This is a genomic window from Undibacterium sp. Ji42W (assembly GCF_049340405.1).
Taxonomy (GTDB): domain Bacteria; phylum Pseudomonadota; class Gammaproteobacteria; order Burkholderiales; family Burkholderiaceae_D; genus Undibacterium.
The window spans coordinates 230718-247572 of the sequence record NZ_JBMPOV010000010.1; the positions used below are offsets into that span (position 1 = coordinate 230718).

Consider the following 16855-nt stretch of genomic DNA (forward strand, 5'->3'; position numbering starts at 1 on the left):
TTTCCTCCATTAGCGCAAACTCAAACTGAGCATCAAGCGGGGTAGAAATCAGCCCCATTTGACCTGATGCTGATCACGTCAACTGCATCTGCCTGATATCAAATTCACTTCCGCTATTTTCGCGCCTGCAAACGCTGCTCCAGTAACTTCAGACGCCCGCGTATTTCTTCACCAACTGCAATTTGCGGATTGGAATAACCGTCACTCTTGCCAGCCTCTTCTTCACGCTGCTTGATGATGGGTCTTGCTGCTGCATGTGCGGCTTCAAAAGACAGTGTATTGTTACGCAACTGCTCGTCATACATGGCTCGGCCAAAGAAGGTCAGGTCGGATTTGCTGCCGCAACCGTAAGAAGTATGATCAGCATCTGAAGCCGTCATGACCAGGGATTTCGCATCCGACAAAGGTGCTACCCAGTTACCGGCAAAGCAGGCCGAAATCGAAATAACACGGTATTTGATACCTGCCTCATCCAGCCATTTTTTCAAGTCTTCTGGCGTAACCGACTTCACGCTGAGCGGCCACATCCCGGCGGATAACTCGCCATCATTAGCACCATGTGAAGACATGTGCAGGAACAGGATGTCTTCATTGACATCCATGCGTTTTGCCATCTGCTGTATGGCTCTCTGCAAATTCAGGGGTGTAGCCCAGGGCAGACTATTCATGGTTCCCGGATTATTGACCAGTTGCAGGCTGCGCCCTTCTGCATCAAAGCGTTTGGCCATCACTTGGGTGACCATGCTGGTTTCATTCAAAAAGACATTCTCTTCACCATAAGGTGCAAAACTGAGGCTGTACAAGTCGATGATGCCTGGTCTGTGTGGTTGCAGTGCCTCGAGTTTTTGGTTCAGCAAAAGCGCTTGCTCCTCGAATATTTCCTGGGTAATTTCGGGCGACTTGCTCTCAGTATCTTCCTCATTTTTTTCTGCCTTTTCCCGAACTGGAAACCAGAATTGTGTTGCATTTGTGCTGATACTCAAGCCATCAGCCACTGCCATGGCGATGATGACAGACAATATGGCAAGTACGCGCCTGTCGCTGGCGCGCCAGAAGAACAAGCACTGAATAAACAAAACTACGGCAGGTGGTGCAAGATAGACCAGCCATTGCATGCGCATGGATAATTTTGGCAGATCATACCAACCTACATGTATGAGTAAAGCGCCGGTAGCGCAGATGGCCACATTCAATACCAGCATTTGAGCAAGTGCCAGCACAAAAAGATGCGCCGCGTCCGGTGCTCTGCTGTCAAAAGTTGCATGGTTTCCTGGCGTTAGGATACTCACTGGCCGCAAGCAGTAACATCCCCAGGCAAGAGCAGCGAATTCCAACCAGCCTGAAGCCAGAACTTGCCAATAAAACCGGGCCGCGCCAACGAACATGAGGCGCTGCAGACCTATATGGCTGCCCAGGTATAACGACATCAATAGCGCAATCAGCCACGGTGACGCTGGCAGCCCCTGCCACCTCGGTTTTAAGCAAATACTGACGCGCAGGGCCTCTACCAGCAAACGGCGCAGGGCCGCAGCATGATTGTCGCCTGAGTCCTGCGTGGATGTTGTGGCTGGTACCAGGGGCAGCACTTCCACCTTTGTTTCAGAGCTGTGTGCCGCACTATTTGCTGTTAAAAATTCCGTCATTCAATGACCTGTTAAAAAATACTCGAAGATGATATTCACAGCCTTGCAATAAAACTTGTAGCGACGAATAAATGCGTCAGAAAAACACCGGTTCAACTTCCAACAGCAAGCCAAACTTGCTCATCACATCTGCCTGCACTGCCTGTGCCAGTGCCCTTACCTCTGCCCCGCTGGCACCGCCATGATTGACCAGTACCAGTGCCTGTTTTTCATAGACGCCAGCCTTGCCCAACTGCCTGCCCTTCCAGCCACACTGATCAATCAGCCAGCCAGCAGCCAGCTTGTAGTCACCACTATCTTGCTGGTAGCTGACCAGTCCAGGGTAAGCAGCCAGCAATCTGTCGCGCAAACTCGCGGGGACAATCGGGTTTTTGAAAAAACTGCCTGCATTACCTATCTGGGCTGGATCGGGCAATTTTGCCTGGCGTATGGCGATGACAGCCTCACTGATATCCTTGGCGCTGGGCTCGGCAATCTGGTGCTGGCTTAAATATTGCGCGACATCGGCATAGCCAAGCTTTGCTTGCCAGCGCTTGGGCAAGGCAAAGCGCACACTGAGTATGACCATGCGGTCTTTATATTCCTGTTTGAAAATACTATCGCGATAGGCCAAACGGCATGCAGCCTTGTCGATTTCCACCAACTGGCCTGTGACAAAATCGAAGGCACTCAGGCTGGTAAAAACTTCCTGGATTTCGATTCCATACGCACCTATATTCTGTATGGGTGCCGCACCTACCGTGCCTGGTATCAGAGACAGGTTTTCCAACCCACCCAAGCCTTGTTCCAGTGTCCAGAGCACAAATTCGTGCCAGTTCTCGCCTGCGGCGGCCTGCACATAGACGTAGCTGTCGTCTTCAGACAGAATCTCCCTGCCCTTCATGCACATCTGCAAGACCAGCGCATTGACGTAATCAGACAACACGAGGTTGCTGCCGCCCCCCAGTATCAGGCGCGGTAAGGTTCTTAGCTGGCCATCAGCAAAGATGGCTTGCAATTGCGCCAGTTGCTCTATACGTAAAAACTTGTTGGCGCGGGCGGCGATACCAAAGGTATTGAGGTTTTGCAGAGAATAATCTGCTGAAAATGTGAGTAAATTCGTCATATGACCCAAATTATAGCCTTTGCTCTCTCATGCCTGCCTGCATTTGCTAAAATGACGTTTAATTCATTATTTTAAGCAAGGAAGCAAGATGCCCTCTTTCGATACAGTCTCTGAAGCCAATATGGTTGATGTCAAGAATGCCATAGACCAGACCAATAAGGTAGTCACCAATCGCTTCGACCTCAAAGGCAGCAGCGCCAAAGTGGAACAAAAAGACCGTGAACTGACTATTTATGGCGATTCAGAATTCCATCTCGACCAGGTTCGCCTGGAATTGACGATGACCCTGGCCAAGCGCAATGTGGATGTGCGCTTTCTCGACATGGGCAAGATAGAAAAAATCGGTGGTGACAAAGTCAAGCAAGGCATCAAGGTTAAAAACGGCATAGAAACCGAAGATGCCAAGAAAATTGTCAAAGCGATCAAAGACAGCAAACTGAAAGTACAGGGCAGCATACAGGGCGACGCCGTGCGCGTGACGGGTACCAAGCGTGATGACCTGCAAGCTGCCATGGCAATGCTGCGCAAGGAAATCAAAGACCTGCCTCTGGAATTCAACAACTTCCGCGACTGAACCAGCATGCGCCTGCCTGTGAAAAAACTGAAACTTTTAAGTACCGTGTGCCTGCTAGGCTGTGTTGCTGTGGCGCATGCCACTGACATTGGCGTGGTCGGTTTATTTCCGGGCAAAGCGATATTGGTAGTAGATGGTGCGCCACCAAAAACTTACAACGTCGGTAGCAATATTGCCAGCGACGCCAAGCTCATTGACGCCGACCGTGAGTCAGCCACTGTCATGATCAATGGCAAGCGCAAGTTACTGACCATGGGGCAAACTGTGCATCGTTCTGCACCAAGCAGTGGTAGCAGCGTTGTATTGAAGGCAGGTGATCGCGGCCATTTCATGGCACCAGCAATGATCAATGGTGTCAGCATCACTATGCTGGTGGACACAGGTGCCAGCCTGATCGCCTTGCCAGCAACAGATGCAGTCAGGCTAGGCATTAATTACAGGCAAGGCAGGCCAGGTAGTGCAAGTACTGCAGGCGGCGTAGTGCCCACTTATCTGGTCAAACTGGATACAGTCAAAATTGGTGATGTGGAATTGTACCAAGTCGAAGCGTCCATCATAGAACAAGGCCTGTCCACACCCTTGCTGGGTATGTCTTTCCTGAACCGCATGGAAATGCGACGTGAAGGCGATCAGATGACGTTGACTAAACGGTATTGAGCTTGACCTTATTTCAGTGTTTGAAATTGATTAAACTCATTGCGCCTTAGGAATAAGGAGTGCACGCGCCCAGATATGTATATGGCGCATTTCAGCAGCGGACGACTCGATCAAATCATCGACGACAACTGCATTTCCACCAAGTGCGCACACTTTTGTGCGCAACTCTTTATAGCCTTCATCATTTGTGCGTACTACGCCACCAAAGAAGATATTGCCTTTGATGTGTGTCTCAAGTTTGCCGATGGTTATGGCACTTGGTGGTAATGCTGATTTTTCCAGGATTTCTACTTTGCAGGTATTCTCGAGCGCAAGCCTTTGGGCACCGACAGTTTCAACTTTCGTTGTGGTTGCACACCCAGTAAAAGCTAGCATCGAAAAAACAATAACTACGGTACGTAACTGTGACGAAGAAAAGTAAATCATAAATTTCCCAGGATACCCATCATGACGATCAAGTCACGATGGGGAAGTTTTAACGGCAATTAGTTTGCCATTTTCACCAATTCAGTCGCGATCTGGCAAGACCAGGCTTTTTGACCTGCACCACCGACAAAACCTGTTTTTGTCGTGATCGTAATAAAGGTATTTTCGGCAGAAACGTTCTTCAAATTCAGAAACAATTCTTCGCCGCCGCCACCAACAACCAGACCGATACTACGGTTTCTCTGCGCCTTGATCGTATTGTTGGCATCAGATTCAACTGTTGCATTCACGCCAGTCAATACTTTCTTGGCGATTGCTTTTGACGTGCTCAAATCTTTGCCAAGCAAAACTGAAGCATCGTAGCAATCACTACTCTTCGAAATTTGATTTACTTGCAGTCCAGGAGTGTACGCGTACTTACTTGTCTCAACACCTGCACAACCAACCAGACTAACGGCCAATGCCAACATAGAAGACGCCAGGGCGATTTTTTTTACTTGCAACATTTGATAATCCTATTTAAATACAACTTGATGAAATTGAAAGGTATAAAACGGGCGTCATTGTGCAGCATATCCGTAAAGGACACAACGATGACAAGAGAAAGAAACCAGGTTCCTTGCGCAAAATCACGTCAATAAGCGACTGGCAAAAAAATATTTTTAATTATTCATCCGACTCTTGGTATCTATTTTATCCGCCAAGAATGACAGCGTAATAACATGCTTCCATTTCGCAATGAATTTAATCCTGTCAATAAGCCTGCTTCAAGCGCCTTTGTTTAACAGACTCTCCCAAACCTTCCAGCACCTTGATGCTTGACTCCCAATCGATGCAGCCATCTGTTACTGACTGACCATAGACCAGTTCTTTGCCTGGCACCAGGTCCTGACGACCTGCAACCAGATGAGATTCGATCATGACGCCGACAATGCGGGTGTCACCGTCTGCAATTTGTTTACCTATGTCAGCACAAACCGGGATTTGATTGGCGGGGTTTTTTGAGCTGTTAGCGTGCGATGCATCTATCATCAGGCGTGAAGCAAGGCCGCTGCTGGCGATGTCCTTGCAGGCGGCATCAACACTGGCGGCATCATAGTTAGGGGTTTTGCCGCCACGCAAAATGATGTGGCAATCTTCATTACCATTGGTCGATACGATGGCAGAATGGCCGCCCTTGGTGACAGATAAAAAATGATGCGGCTGGGAAGAAGCCTTGATCGCATCAACGGCGATTTTGACATTACCGTCTGTACCATTCTTGAAACCTACCGGGCAAGACAGGCCAGATGCCAGTTCCCTGTGGACTTGCGATTCTGTCGTGCGGGCACCAATCGCGCCCCAACTAATCAGATCAGCGATGTATTGCGGGCTGATCACGTCCAGGTATTCAGTACCGGCAGGCAGGCCAAGTTCGTTGATATTCAGCAGCAGTTCACGGGCAATGCGCAAACCATCATTGATGCGGAAGCTGTTATCGAGGTAAGGATCATTGATGAGACCTTTCCACCCTACCGTGGTGCGCGGCTTTTCAAAATAGACGCGCATGATGATTTCCAGTTCGCCGGCAAAGCGCGGGCGTTCTTCTGCCAGGCGCTGTGCATATTCCATTGCGGCTTTGGTGTCGTGGATGGAGCACGGGCCGATCACGACCATCAATCTGTCATCCTGTCCATGCAGGATGCGATGCAGCGCGGTGCGGGCATTGGCTGCGGTTTCCGACGCTTTTTCGGAACAGGCAAACTCACGTATCAGATGTGAGGGTGGAACCAGTTCCTTCATTTCGCGTATGCGTAAATCATCGGTGCGTTGCATGTTTTCTCCTGAGAATTCTTAAAAAATAATAGGTATAAATGTAGTCAAATTCTGATTGGTAAAGATAATTACGGATAAATATGGTTCAATTTTTTCCTGGCCTGTATGCAATTTACTGGTAATAAGTGCAAGGGCAAAAAAAAACCGCCTGATCGGGCGGTTTTTTAGAATTTTGGTTTGGCTCTTTTTCTTCGAGTGCTTACCGTCTTTCCACCGCCCTTGGCTTGGAATAGCTAAAATAAAAGAAGAAAAAGAAAGCAATGTGTTTCATATCAATATTTGCGTAGGTATTCAGCTCAATTATTGTTTTTACATGATTTTACCCGCCTGGACGGGTGATTTAAAATCATAGTGCCTCAGAATTCAGCAATTTGCAAGAATGTTCAGGAAATAAGCTTATTCATTTTTTCCACAAAGGTGGGGGCTCCGGTGGAATATCCCCCTGATTGGGATAAGCACCAGGCACCGGCCCCTTTCTCTGTACGGCGGCCACTTGTGGCGTATTGCGGTTCATCCAGTTACGCAATTCATTGAGGTTGGCGGTGATATCGGCACGGTTGGGAGCCAGGCGGTTTGCCCGCTCCAGCAGGTTGAGCGCTTTTTCATTATCGCCTTGCGCGGCCAGGGCAACTGCCTGATTATTAAGAGCCGAAGCATCAAACGGATTGATCTTGGCAGCTTCTGCAAATTTTTTACTGGCAGCGCTATTATTTCCTTCTGCGAGGAAATTGCGGCCCTCTGCGTTTGGGTCTTGTGCATATACGTTTGCAACAAAGCTCAAGGCCAACAAGCCTGTAAAGAGTGATTGAATATGGTGTGCCACGACTTTCATGATCTCTTGCTTTCAAAAAATACTTAATTACCCTGGTAATACGCCTTTGGAGCGACAGGCGGGAATGTCACCGGTGCCTTGCGCGGCTCAAAGCTGTAGCGCAGGTATAAGGCTGCCGAGGTGTCATTGAAATCTCCTGAGTTGTCTGCACTGATCTTGCCACCAAGGAATAAATGGGGCGTCAGCTGGTATTCTGCTGCTCCTCCCACTTTGAACGCAAACGCTGTTCTGGTCTGGCCAGGGTAGCTGGTCTGGATGTTGATCGTCGGGTTGGCCGCAGCAAATTGTTCGAGCTCGGCCTGGTCTGCTGCTGAGTTTGGATAATACAAAGCCGGCAGTTCTCGGAAGTGCTGGACACCGAGTGAAGTGGCGAGCTGGTAGGAGAACTTGCCTTTGCGTCCTGCTATCTCCAGCGGAATACCGAGCGCGACATAGGATTTGGGGCTGAAGTAGCCGCCATGCCCGTAAGTGAAGTAGCGCAGGTTTTTCTGGTAGAAGAAGGAGGTGAGGCCTAGCCCGGTGGTGAAGCTGAAGTCGTTGGTTTTGTAGGCGCGCCAGTAGGTGCCGACACCAACTTCTGCTTCGGTATTCCTGGCGACGTTTTTACCTGTGAGGCCGTAGTAGCCAAGGCTGGCATAGACACCGCCATCTTCGCCATCATAGGAGGTGTCGATCTTGACGCCGGTGCGGGTGATGCCACCCCAGGTGAGTCCGTAGAGGCTGTCTTTGGCACCTGCATAGGAGAGGTAGCTGTCTGTCACGGAGCGTCTGGCAATTTCTATGCCGAGGCTGGCGCCATCATCACTGCCACTCCAGCGCAGGCCACCGACTACATTTTGTACGGGGAAGCCTATGGGGCTGGAGCCTATGTCTGCTCTGACACCGGCTATTTCGTAGCTGAGGTTGAGGGCGACACCTTTGGCTTCTTCATCGAGTGTGGCTACATTCGATAAGCCTTGCTGGCGGGCGATGGTGGTGAACGGGACTTTGGCGTATCTGGCGCGTTCTACTACGATGGCATTGCGGCCAAACTGCCCTGAAACAGCGGGGTCGTTCAGATACAGCGTGCCAGCATCGGCAACCACTGGGATGATCTTGAGACCGAACTGACCCAGGCCTAGGGTGTTGATACGGGCTTCTATCGGGATTTCTACATCTGTCAACGCGGACAGGCCTTTCTCTCCACTGCGCGCTCTGGTCGCGACTTCGACCGATACTTCTGTGCGCTTGAGTTCGTTGATCGACTCTATTTCTTTTAATAACGCCGCTTCTTCTGCGCTTACGTTCGCGCCCTTGACTGGCTTCGCTTTGCTGGTCTGGGCCAGGTTAGCTGGAGCAGCAGCGTAGGCGTCGTTGCCAGCCGCTGCATATTGCTGCGGCACAGGCACGGGCGCGGCGGAATAACTGGCTTTGGGTGGCACATAAGGTGTCACCAGTGCAGGTACATTAGCAGCACTACCGTTTACATCATTATTTTTGAGTGCTGCCTGATTTTGCAGTGGATTAGTTTGTACTGGCGCAGCTTGTGTCGATTGTGTCAATGGGCTGCGTGTCAGAGTAGCTGGTGGAATCTGATATACCGTTGCTGCACCTGTCGCCGTGCTGACATTACCGCTGGAGCCACCCTGCACTACCGCTGGAATAACATTGCCAGCATAAGCCTGCTGCGGTGCAGGTACCGATACTGGTGCCGGTACCCTGTTATTCAAGGCAGTAGCGGGCAATTGCGGGATACCGGGCATGGGTGCTGGAGCAGTCACAGCCATTACCGGATTGGCTGCACGATTTTGTGCCGCCGCCATGGTAGAAGCTGGCAATTGTGGTATCACATACTGCGGCGCTGCTTGCACAGGCTGAGGTGCCTGTGCATATTGAGGCTGCGCATATTGAGGCTGCGCATATTGGGGTTGAGCATACTGTGGCTGCGCAGTTTGCAAAGGCACACCTACTGGAGCAAAAATCGCGCTCCTGGAATTAGGTGCAACTAGCTGCTGTGCAGGAACGGAGACTGGTGCAGGCGCTGCATAGGATGCTGCGACCATCTGGGTTCTGCCGCTGCGGTCAGCAAAAGGATTGACACTGAATTCGCTGACATTCGCTGGCTGCGCCTGTGCGACCAGGCGTATGCCATTTGCCCCCATATCAGTGCCTGGTCTTTGTGACTGTTCCAATGCCAGGGCCTGCCTGAAATACTCCAGAGCCTTACCAGTATTACCGCGTGCACGCGCGAGGTTACCGGCCAGGGAAATAAAGCGCGGATTGGATGGCTGCTGTTGCATCAGCGTTGCCAGGTGTTGTGCAGCCACATCAAAATCCTTGACCTGTATCGCGGCATACACCAACCCTTGCAAGACTTCAGGATTATCTGGTTCCGACTGCAAAACGCGTTGATATAAATCCTTGGCAGAATCAGTATCACCTGCTGAAGAATAAATGCGTGCCAAAGCCAGCAACAGCAAATTGTCTTCAGGGTCAGCCACCAACATCGGCTGGATAAAATTAAAGGCGCTGGCATAATCACCCGCTTCACGCGCGCGCTCGGAATAACGCATCGAAACTATGCGTTGCAAGTCTTTGTAATCGGTGACTTCTTCCGCAGTCAACGTGGGCATGTCAGCGACACGGCGCATGATGGCCAGCACTTCTGCCTCCTGATTTGCGCGCAGTAAAGCCATGCCATATTGCAGCAACAACCCTGCCTGGGGATTGGGTGTACCTTCTACTGCACGTTTAACCAGGGCCAGGCCATGCGCAGGGTCGCCCACTTTCATGTGAAAAGCGGCGATGATGCCAACAAATTCTGCATCATTGCCGGTGGTATTTTCTATAATACCCAGCAGTTCGCGCGCTCTTGCGGTATCACCTCGATTGACAAAGACATTGAGGCGATCAACCTGCACTCTAGTCCAGAGACGCTTTTGCAGCTCGAACATTTCAGGTTTTCTGGCGGCGGCGGGCAGGCGCTCCAGCGTGATTAAACCTTCCCACCATAATTGCTGCATGGCGCTTAATAAGGCGCTAGCATACAGCGCTTCAGCCTGGGGATTTTCTACATTGGCAATCGCATCCATCAGGGCGCGTGCTGCACCCGGTGCATTCTGCCCCAGGTAGATTTTTGCCAGGGCCATACGCAACCAGGGATTGTCCGGCGTGATCAGCACCGCATCTTCGAGGTTGGCTTGCGCGACGGCGATATTACCCGCTGCTTCAGCCGCCTTGGCTTTGTCCCATAGCTGTGCTGCCTTCAATTCAGACAACACCGTCATCTGCCGCGGCGACATGTAGGCGCTGAGCTCTTCCAGATCCTTGATGCGCTTTTGCAGTGCCAGCAAACCTATGAGGCTATCAAGTGCACCCTGGTTCTTTTTATCGTCACGCAAGACCAGACGGAAATTTGCCTCGGCACCGACTACATCATTTTCTGCCAGCAAGGCATCACCAAGCTGCAATATGCCGACTGCTTCCTTGGGGTCCATCTCCACAGCCTTGCGCAATAAAGCGATACCCTTGCTGCTATTGCTGTCTTCAAATGCGCTACGCGCATCTGCGATCATGCTCCAGTAATTGGCGCGGTCATAAGCTGGCTTCCATTGATCCTTGCGATTCGATGGCGACAATTCCACCGCTTTTTGCAAGAGCGTGCGCGACTCGATAAATTCGTCCTGGCGCATTTTTACCAGGCCCATGCCACCATACCCGGCTGAATCTTTGGGATGCGATTTGATCAGCGCTTGGAAAGCTGCTTCCGCTGTTTTGAGATCATTGTCATCCAGTGCCTTGAAAGCCGCAGTACGTGCTTTTTCTGGCGCGTCACCGTTTGATTTTGACTGGGCTTCTGGCTTATTGCTGTTTTTTGGCTCTGCCCTGGCGACCACTTCAGGTTTTGGTGCCGTTTCTATTTTTTGCTTGCTTTCAGCCGCGGCCTGCACTGCCGTACTTTGCTTGGCAGCCGCCATGACTTTGGCAGGGTTGGATTTTTCTTCTGGCACTGCTGGCGCTGCCGGATGACTCAGACTGGCAAGTCGCTCGCTGATGACTTGGTCATTCGGGAACTTATCAAGATAGCGGCGGAAGTGTTTGGCATTGTCATTCTTGACACCCATCCAGCTCAAAGCCTGACGCCAGGAATCCCCGGCCTGCTTGCCAACATCAGCCTTGACAGTCAATTGCTCCAGCGCTGCCATACCTTCAAGGCGCGTAGGTTCACGGTAAGTCAGGACCTGGGCATAGGCCAGTGCATAGCGGGTATTGCCAGGATTTTCTTTTTGCAGTTTTTCCAGGCCACGCTTGGCATCAGGATAGCCTGCCTTGGTACCAGCCAATACCTGGAAATATTCGAAAGCAGCATCGCCCTTGAGCTTGGAAGGGTCGCCCATTTGCTTGTAAGCTTCGACCGCGCTGTCAGCGTCGCCCTGTTTGGCGAGCTTGCGTGCTTCTTCGAGTTGGCCACCACTGCCGCTACCGCCTTGCAGAACGGCATTTTCAGCCGTGCGCAATTGCGTGATCGTGGCTTGCGAACCCCGCAGTTTGGAATAATAGGATTTTGCCTGTGCAGTATTGCCTGCCTTGGCTTCAAATAAGACCAGCGCCAGCAAGGCATCGGCATTGGACGGTTCCAGTTTCAAGACCTTGCGCCAGGCATCGGCAGCGTTTTCATCCTTGCCACGCTGTGCCCAGAATTGCGCCTGCTCTTTCAATTGTTGCGTCAAAGGGGTATTCGCGAGAGCTGTCCCGCTTTCCAGATATGCCGTCAAAAGCGCCAGTACCAGCGCTTTCTTCTTAAATGTCATTCATGTCCCCTTTAACTTCTTCGCTAGTGAGGGCATCGTCTGCCAATACTTATAGATAAACACTTTACAAACATTCTACAAACACTCACTTCACCTGCATTTTGAAGTAAGCCAGCATAAATAGGAAGTCCATGTGTGGCAGGAATTGTAAATCTATTGTAAATCCAATAAAAAAAACCGCTCAAACCAGAAAGATTTGAGCGGTTTCCTTGCATTGCGCAATTTAAGTCTGATTAGCCTGACTCAATTACCCTGGTAATACGCCTTTGGAGCGACAGGCGGGAACGTCACCGGTGCCTTGCGCGGCTCAAAGCTGTAGCGCAGGTATAAGGCTGCCGAGGTGTCATTGAAATCTCCTGAGTTGTCTGCACTGATCTTGCCACCAAGGAATAAATGGGGCGTCAGCTGGTATTCTGCTGCTCCTCCCACTTTGAACGCAAACGCTGTTCTGGTCTGGCCAGGGTAGCTGGTCTGGATGTTGATCGTCGGGTTGGCCGCAGCAAATTGTTCGAGCTCGGCCTGGTCTGCTGCTGAGTTTGGATAATACAAAGCCGGCAGTTCTCGGAAGTGCTGGACACCGAGTGAAGTGGCGAGCTGGTAGGAGAACTTGCCTTTGCGTCCTGCTATCTCCAGCGGAATACCGAGCGCGACATAGGATTTGGGGCTGAAGTAGCCGCCATGCCCGTAAGTGAAGTAGCGCAGGTTTTTCTGGTAGAAGAAGGAGGTGAGGCCTAGCCCGGTGGTGAAGCTGAAGTCGTTGGTTTTGTAGGCGCGCCAGTAGGTGCCGACACCAACTTCTGCTTCGGTATTCCTGGCGACGTTTTTACCTGTGAGGCCGTAGTAGCCAAGGCTGGCATAGACACCGCCATCTTCGCCATCATAGGAGGTGTCGATCTTGACGCCGGTGCGGGTGATGCCACCCCAGGTGAGTCCGTAGAGGCTGTCTTTGGCACCTGCATAGGAGAGGTAGCTGTCTGTCACGGAGCGTCTGGCAATTTCTATGCCGAGGCTGGCGCCATCATCACTGCCACTCCAGCGCAGGCCACCGACTACATTTTGTACGGGGAAGCCTATGGGGCTGGAGCCTATGTCTGCTCTGACACCGGCTATTTCGTAGCTGAGGTTGAGGGCGACACCTTTGGCTTCTTCATCGAGTGTGGCTACATTCGATAAGCCTTGCTGGCGGGCGATGGTGGTGAACGGGACTTTGGCGTATCTGGCGCGTTCTACTACGATGGCATTGCGGCCAAACTGCCCTGAAACAGCGGGGTCGTTCAGATACAGCGTGCCAGCATCGGCAACCACTGGGATGATCTTGAGACCGAACTGACCCAGGCCTAGGGTGTTGATACGGGCTTCTATCGGGATTTCTACATCTGTCAACGCGGACAGGCCTTTCTCTCCACTGCGCGCTCTGGTCGCGACTTCGACCGATACTTCTGTGCGCTTGAGTTCGTTGATCGACTCTATTTCTTTTAATAACGCCGCTTCTTCTGCGCTTACGTTCGCTGCCTTTGCTGGCCTAACCTTGCTGCTGTTGCTATTAGCAACGACATATTGCTGCGGCACTGGCACTGCTGCCGTGTAGCTGGTTTTCGGTGGCACATAGGGTGTAGCTGGCGTGTATTGCGCCAGCATGGTTTGCCCTTCAGGATAAGGGCTTTGCATGGTCGCGCCATTGCTATAAGTATCTGGCCTGCCACGGTTCGGCTCTGGTGGCGCACCGACTGCCGTTGGCATCTTGGGTTGTAAGGTATTGGCAGGTGGGGGTGCAGATCCCGCAGGGGTACTGGCTGGAGCAGGCTGAGCTTTTGGAGCTGGAGGCAAGCTCGGCAAACTTGGGATAGTTTTGGGTAGTGTGCTGCCAGGCGCTACATTATTCAATGGGACACCGCCAGGTGCCGCTGGTGTGGTCAATGGCTTGCCGACTGGCGCAAATATACCGCCGGTAAAGTTACTGGATGGGGCTTCTTTCAGGAGTGGCCCTGGTGCTGGTGCAGGTGCTGCCCCTGATACTGGTGCCGATGTCGGCGCTACTGTTCTTAGCTGTGGTTGTTGAGCGTTAGCGGGCGCACCAGATTTGCGGTCAGCAAAAGGGTTGACCTTGAAATCATTGACCGTGCTGGCTGGTGCTGTATCCACCAGACGCAGACCATTCGGGCCTGAGCCGACCACGGTTTTTTGTGCCTGTTCGAGTGCCAGCGCTTTTTTGAAATAACTGAGGGCGCGGCTATTATTTCCTTGCGCCCTGGCGACATTGCCTGCCAGTGCCAGGTAACGCGGATTATCAGGTTCCTGGCGCAGCAATACACTGAGGTATTTTTCTGCACTGTCGAGATCGCGTGCTTCCATTGCGGCATAAACCAGGCCCTGCAAGACTTCAGGGTTTTGTGGATCACTTTGCAATACCTTGACATACAATTCCCGTGCCGATACGCTATCGCCTGATGCCGTATAAATACGGGCCAGCGTCAGCAGCAGCATCTCGTCATCAGGTGTGGTAATCAACATGGGCTGTATGTAGGCATAGGCCGTTGCATAATCGCCCGCCTCACGCGCACGCTCGGCATAACGCATGGCCAATACTCTTTGCAATTGCGTGAAAGCAGTAATCTCTGCCTCTTGCAGATTGGGCATGGCAGCTACCCGGCGCATGACAGCTTCGAGCTCACCTTCCTGGTTTGCCTGCATCAGCGTGCCAGCATATTGCAACAGTAAACCTGCTGCCGGTTTAGGGGTATTTTGCACGGCATCGCGCAACATGGCGTAACCACGTTCCTTGTTTCCCAGCTGTATATACAGATTCGCCATGGTGCCGGTGAATTCCATATCGTTGCCGGCAACCTGCTCTACCTGTGTCAATATCTCACTCGCAAGGCCTGTATTGCCGCGTTTGGCCAGCAAAGTGATGCGGTCTATTTGCACTCTGATCCACAGGCGTTTTTGCAGATCTACCATTTCTTTCTTGCGTGAAGCTGTGGGTACTCTTTCCAGCGTATTCAGGGCTTCCCACCAGAGTTGCTGCATTTCGCTGAGCAAGGCGCTGACATACAGCGCTTCAGGGTCTGGCGCTTCGATATTGGTCATTGCCTCGATCAGGGCGCGAGCTTGTCCTGGCATCTCGCGCTTCAAGTAAATCCTGGCGAGTGCCATGCGCAGCCAGGCATTGTCTGGCTTGATCATGATGGCATCTTCCAGCATTTTTTGTGCTGTGTTGATGTCACCCGCTGCTTCAGCCGCCTTGGCCTTGCTCGACAAATCTTCTGACTTCAGGTTGGCGATGATGGCCAGGTGGCGTGGCAACATGATGCTGCTCAAGGCTTCCAGATCAGCAATACGTTTTTGCAAAACCAGTACACCAATCACACCATCAAGTGCGCGGATATTGGTTTTGTCTGCATCCAGGACGCGGCGGTAATTTTCTTCGGCGCCCTTTAAATCATTTTCTGCCTGCAAGGCATCAGCGAGCTGCAAGATACCGGCAGGTTCCTTGCCATTATGGGCGATGGCCTTGCGCAGGAAATCGATACCTTTGGTGCTGTCACCATCTTCAAAAGCATTCCTGGCCTCGGCTACAGTCGCCCAGTAACTTGCATCATCAGAAGCTTGCTTCCATTGATCCTTGGATTGCGCTGGAGAATAATCGACTGCCTTGTGCAAGAAGCTGCGGGCCTCGATGAATTCTTCCTGGCGCATTTTGACCAGGCCCATGCCGCCATAGCCTATGGGATTTTTGGGATAGTTTTTGATCAACCCCTGGAACTCTGCCTCAGCAGCTTCGATTTGATTGTCTTCAAGCGCCTTGAAACCAGCGATACGGCTTTTCTCTATGGGATTTTCTGCGACCGGTTTGGGTTTTGGTGCAGCTTTTTCAGCTTTCTCTATTTTCTCTGCTTTCTCTATTTTCTCTGCTTTCTCTATTTTCTCTATTTTCTCTATTTTCTCTATTTTCTCTATTTTCTCTATTTTCTCTATTTTCTCTATTTTCTCTACAGTCTTGCTTTCGCTCGGTTTGACTACATGAGCAAGCGGAGCAGCTATAGCTGCCGCAGAAGCAACAGTAGGCACGGTAGGAGGTACCGCAGGTGCCACGACAGATTTGGACAAACCCGCCATCCTGTCCCTGATGAGTTGGTCGTCTGGATGCTTCTCAAGATAGTGGTTGAAGTATTTGGCATTTTCAGGTTTCATGCCCATCCAGCTCAATGCTTGACGCCAGGATTCTGTCGCTTGTTTGCCGACATCGGGTCTGCTGCCCAGACCTTCGAGCAACGCCATACCCTCTACCCTGCTGGGCTCGCGGTAAGTCAGTACCTGGGCATAGGCGAGCGCGTATTTGCTGTTGCCTGGATTTTCCTTGCTCAGTTTTTCCAATCCCTTGCGGGCTTCGGCATGACCATTCTTGGTGCCGCCGAGAACCTGGAAGTATTCGAAAGCTGCATCGCCTTTGAGCCTGGAAGGATCACCTATCTGCTTGTAGGCATCAACTGCGGCTTCAGTATCGCCCTGCTTGGCAAGCATGCGGGCGTTTTCCAGCTGGCCCACGCCACCATTGCTACCCTGGCGCAAAGCCTGTTCAACATTGCGTATCTGCGCAGAACTCGCTTGCGTCCCACGCAAGCGCGAAAAATAGGTTTTGGCCTGCTCGGGATTGCCCGCTTTGGCTTCGAGTATGGACAAGGCCATCAGCGCGTCGATATTATTGGCATCGACCTTCAACAGCTTGCGCCAGATATCTGCCGCATTGTCGTCACGGCCACGTTGTTGCCAGAACTGCGCCTGCTCTTTCAATTGCTGTGTCAAAGCTGATTGCGCGAACGCAGTTTCGCTCTCAAAAAAAACTGTCAAAAGCGCAAATACTATCGCTTTCTTCTTGAAGACCATTTACTTCCCCTAATGATCGCTTTTTTCTGTGAGTCAGCTTGTTTATCGTCACCTCAGAGAATCAGCACTGTGTCAGGTTTTAAATCAAGGAAATGGGCAGCGCTATCCAGTTATTTTACGCTTCAGGTA

The 16855-nt window shown here is 51.5% G+C and carries 10 protein-coding genes; 2 read left to right on the plus strand and 8 right to left on the minus strand.

The window, feature by feature from the left end; all coding sequences use genetic code 11:
• Positions 1-113: 113 nt before the first annotated feature.
• Both ACO0LG_RS22040 and murB read right to left on the minus strand, forming a co-directional pair.
• The gene (locus tag ACO0LG_RS22040; RefSeq protein WP_423029703.1) at positions 114-1643 is read right to left on the minus strand and encodes a C13 family peptidase; all 1530 of its coding nucleotides are present in this window, start codon (positions 1641-1643) and stop codon (positions 114-116) included.
• 76 nt (positions 1644-1719) lie between these two features.
• Entirely contained in the window at positions 1720-2748 is a 1029-nt protein-coding gene (gene murB, locus ACO0LG_RS22045) for a UDP-N-acetylmuramate dehydrogenase (RefSeq protein ID WP_423029704.1), read from the minus strand.
• Between the two features lie 88 nt (positions 2749-2836).
• On the opposite strand from murB, the gene ACO0LG_RS22050 reads away from it, so the two are divergent.
• A complete protein-coding gene (locus tag ACO0LG_RS22050) occupies positions 2837-3322 on the plus strand; it encodes a YajQ family cyclic di-GMP-binding protein (protein WP_186957195.1) in 486 nt (161 codons plus the stop codon).
• An 18-nt stretch (positions 3323-3340) separates the two neighbouring features.
• Positions 3341-3979, plus strand: a complete 639-nt coding sequence (locus tag ACO0LG_RS22055; RefSeq protein ID WP_423029705.1) for a retropepsin-like aspartic protease family protein — start codon at positions 3341-3343, stop codon at positions 3977-3979.
• 36 nt (positions 3980-4015) lie between these two features.
• Here the strand turns inward: ACO0LG_RS22055 and ACO0LG_RS22060 are convergent, their stop codons facing one another.
• The 6 genes from ACO0LG_RS22060 to ACO0LG_RS22085 form a co-directional block, all read right to left on the minus strand.
• Positions 4016-4405, minus strand: a complete 390-nt coding sequence (locus ACO0LG_RS22060) for a hypothetical protein (RefSeq protein WP_423029706.1) — start codon at positions 4403-4405, stop codon at positions 4016-4018.
• Positions 4406-4464: 59 nt separating this feature from the next.
• Positions 4465-4911: a hypothetical protein gene (locus ACO0LG_RS22065; protein ID WP_423029707.1), complete on the minus strand. Its 447-nt coding sequence runs from the start codon at positions 4909-4911 to the stop codon at positions 4465-4467.
• A 247-nt stretch (positions 4912-5158) separates the two neighbouring features.
• The gene (gene aroG / locus ACO0LG_RS22070) at positions 5159-6220 is read right to left on the minus strand and encodes a 3-deoxy-7-phosphoheptulonate synthase AroG (protein ID WP_423029708.1); all 1062 of its coding nucleotides are present in this window, start codon (positions 6218-6220) and stop codon (positions 5159-5161) included.
• Positions 6221-6620: 400 nt separating this feature from the next.
• On the minus strand, positions 6621-7052 hold the full coding sequence (locus ACO0LG_RS22075) for a tetratricopeptide repeat protein (RefSeq protein ID WP_423029709.1): 432 nt from the start codon (positions 7050-7052) through the stop codon (positions 6621-6623).
• Positions 7053-7075: 23 nt separating this feature from the next.
• The gene (locus ACO0LG_RS22080; RefSeq protein ID WP_423029710.1) at positions 7076-11842 is read right to left on the minus strand and encodes a cellulose synthase subunit BcsC-related outer membrane protein; all 4767 of its coding nucleotides are present in this window, start codon (positions 11840-11842) and stop codon (positions 7076-7078) included.
• 243 nt (positions 11843-12085) lie between these two features.
• Positions 12086-16726: a cellulose synthase subunit BcsC-related outer membrane protein gene (locus tag ACO0LG_RS22085; protein ID WP_423029711.1), complete on the minus strand. Its 4641-nt coding sequence runs from the start codon at positions 16724-16726 to the stop codon at positions 12086-12088.
• Between the last annotated feature and the right edge of the window lie 129 nt (positions 16727-16855).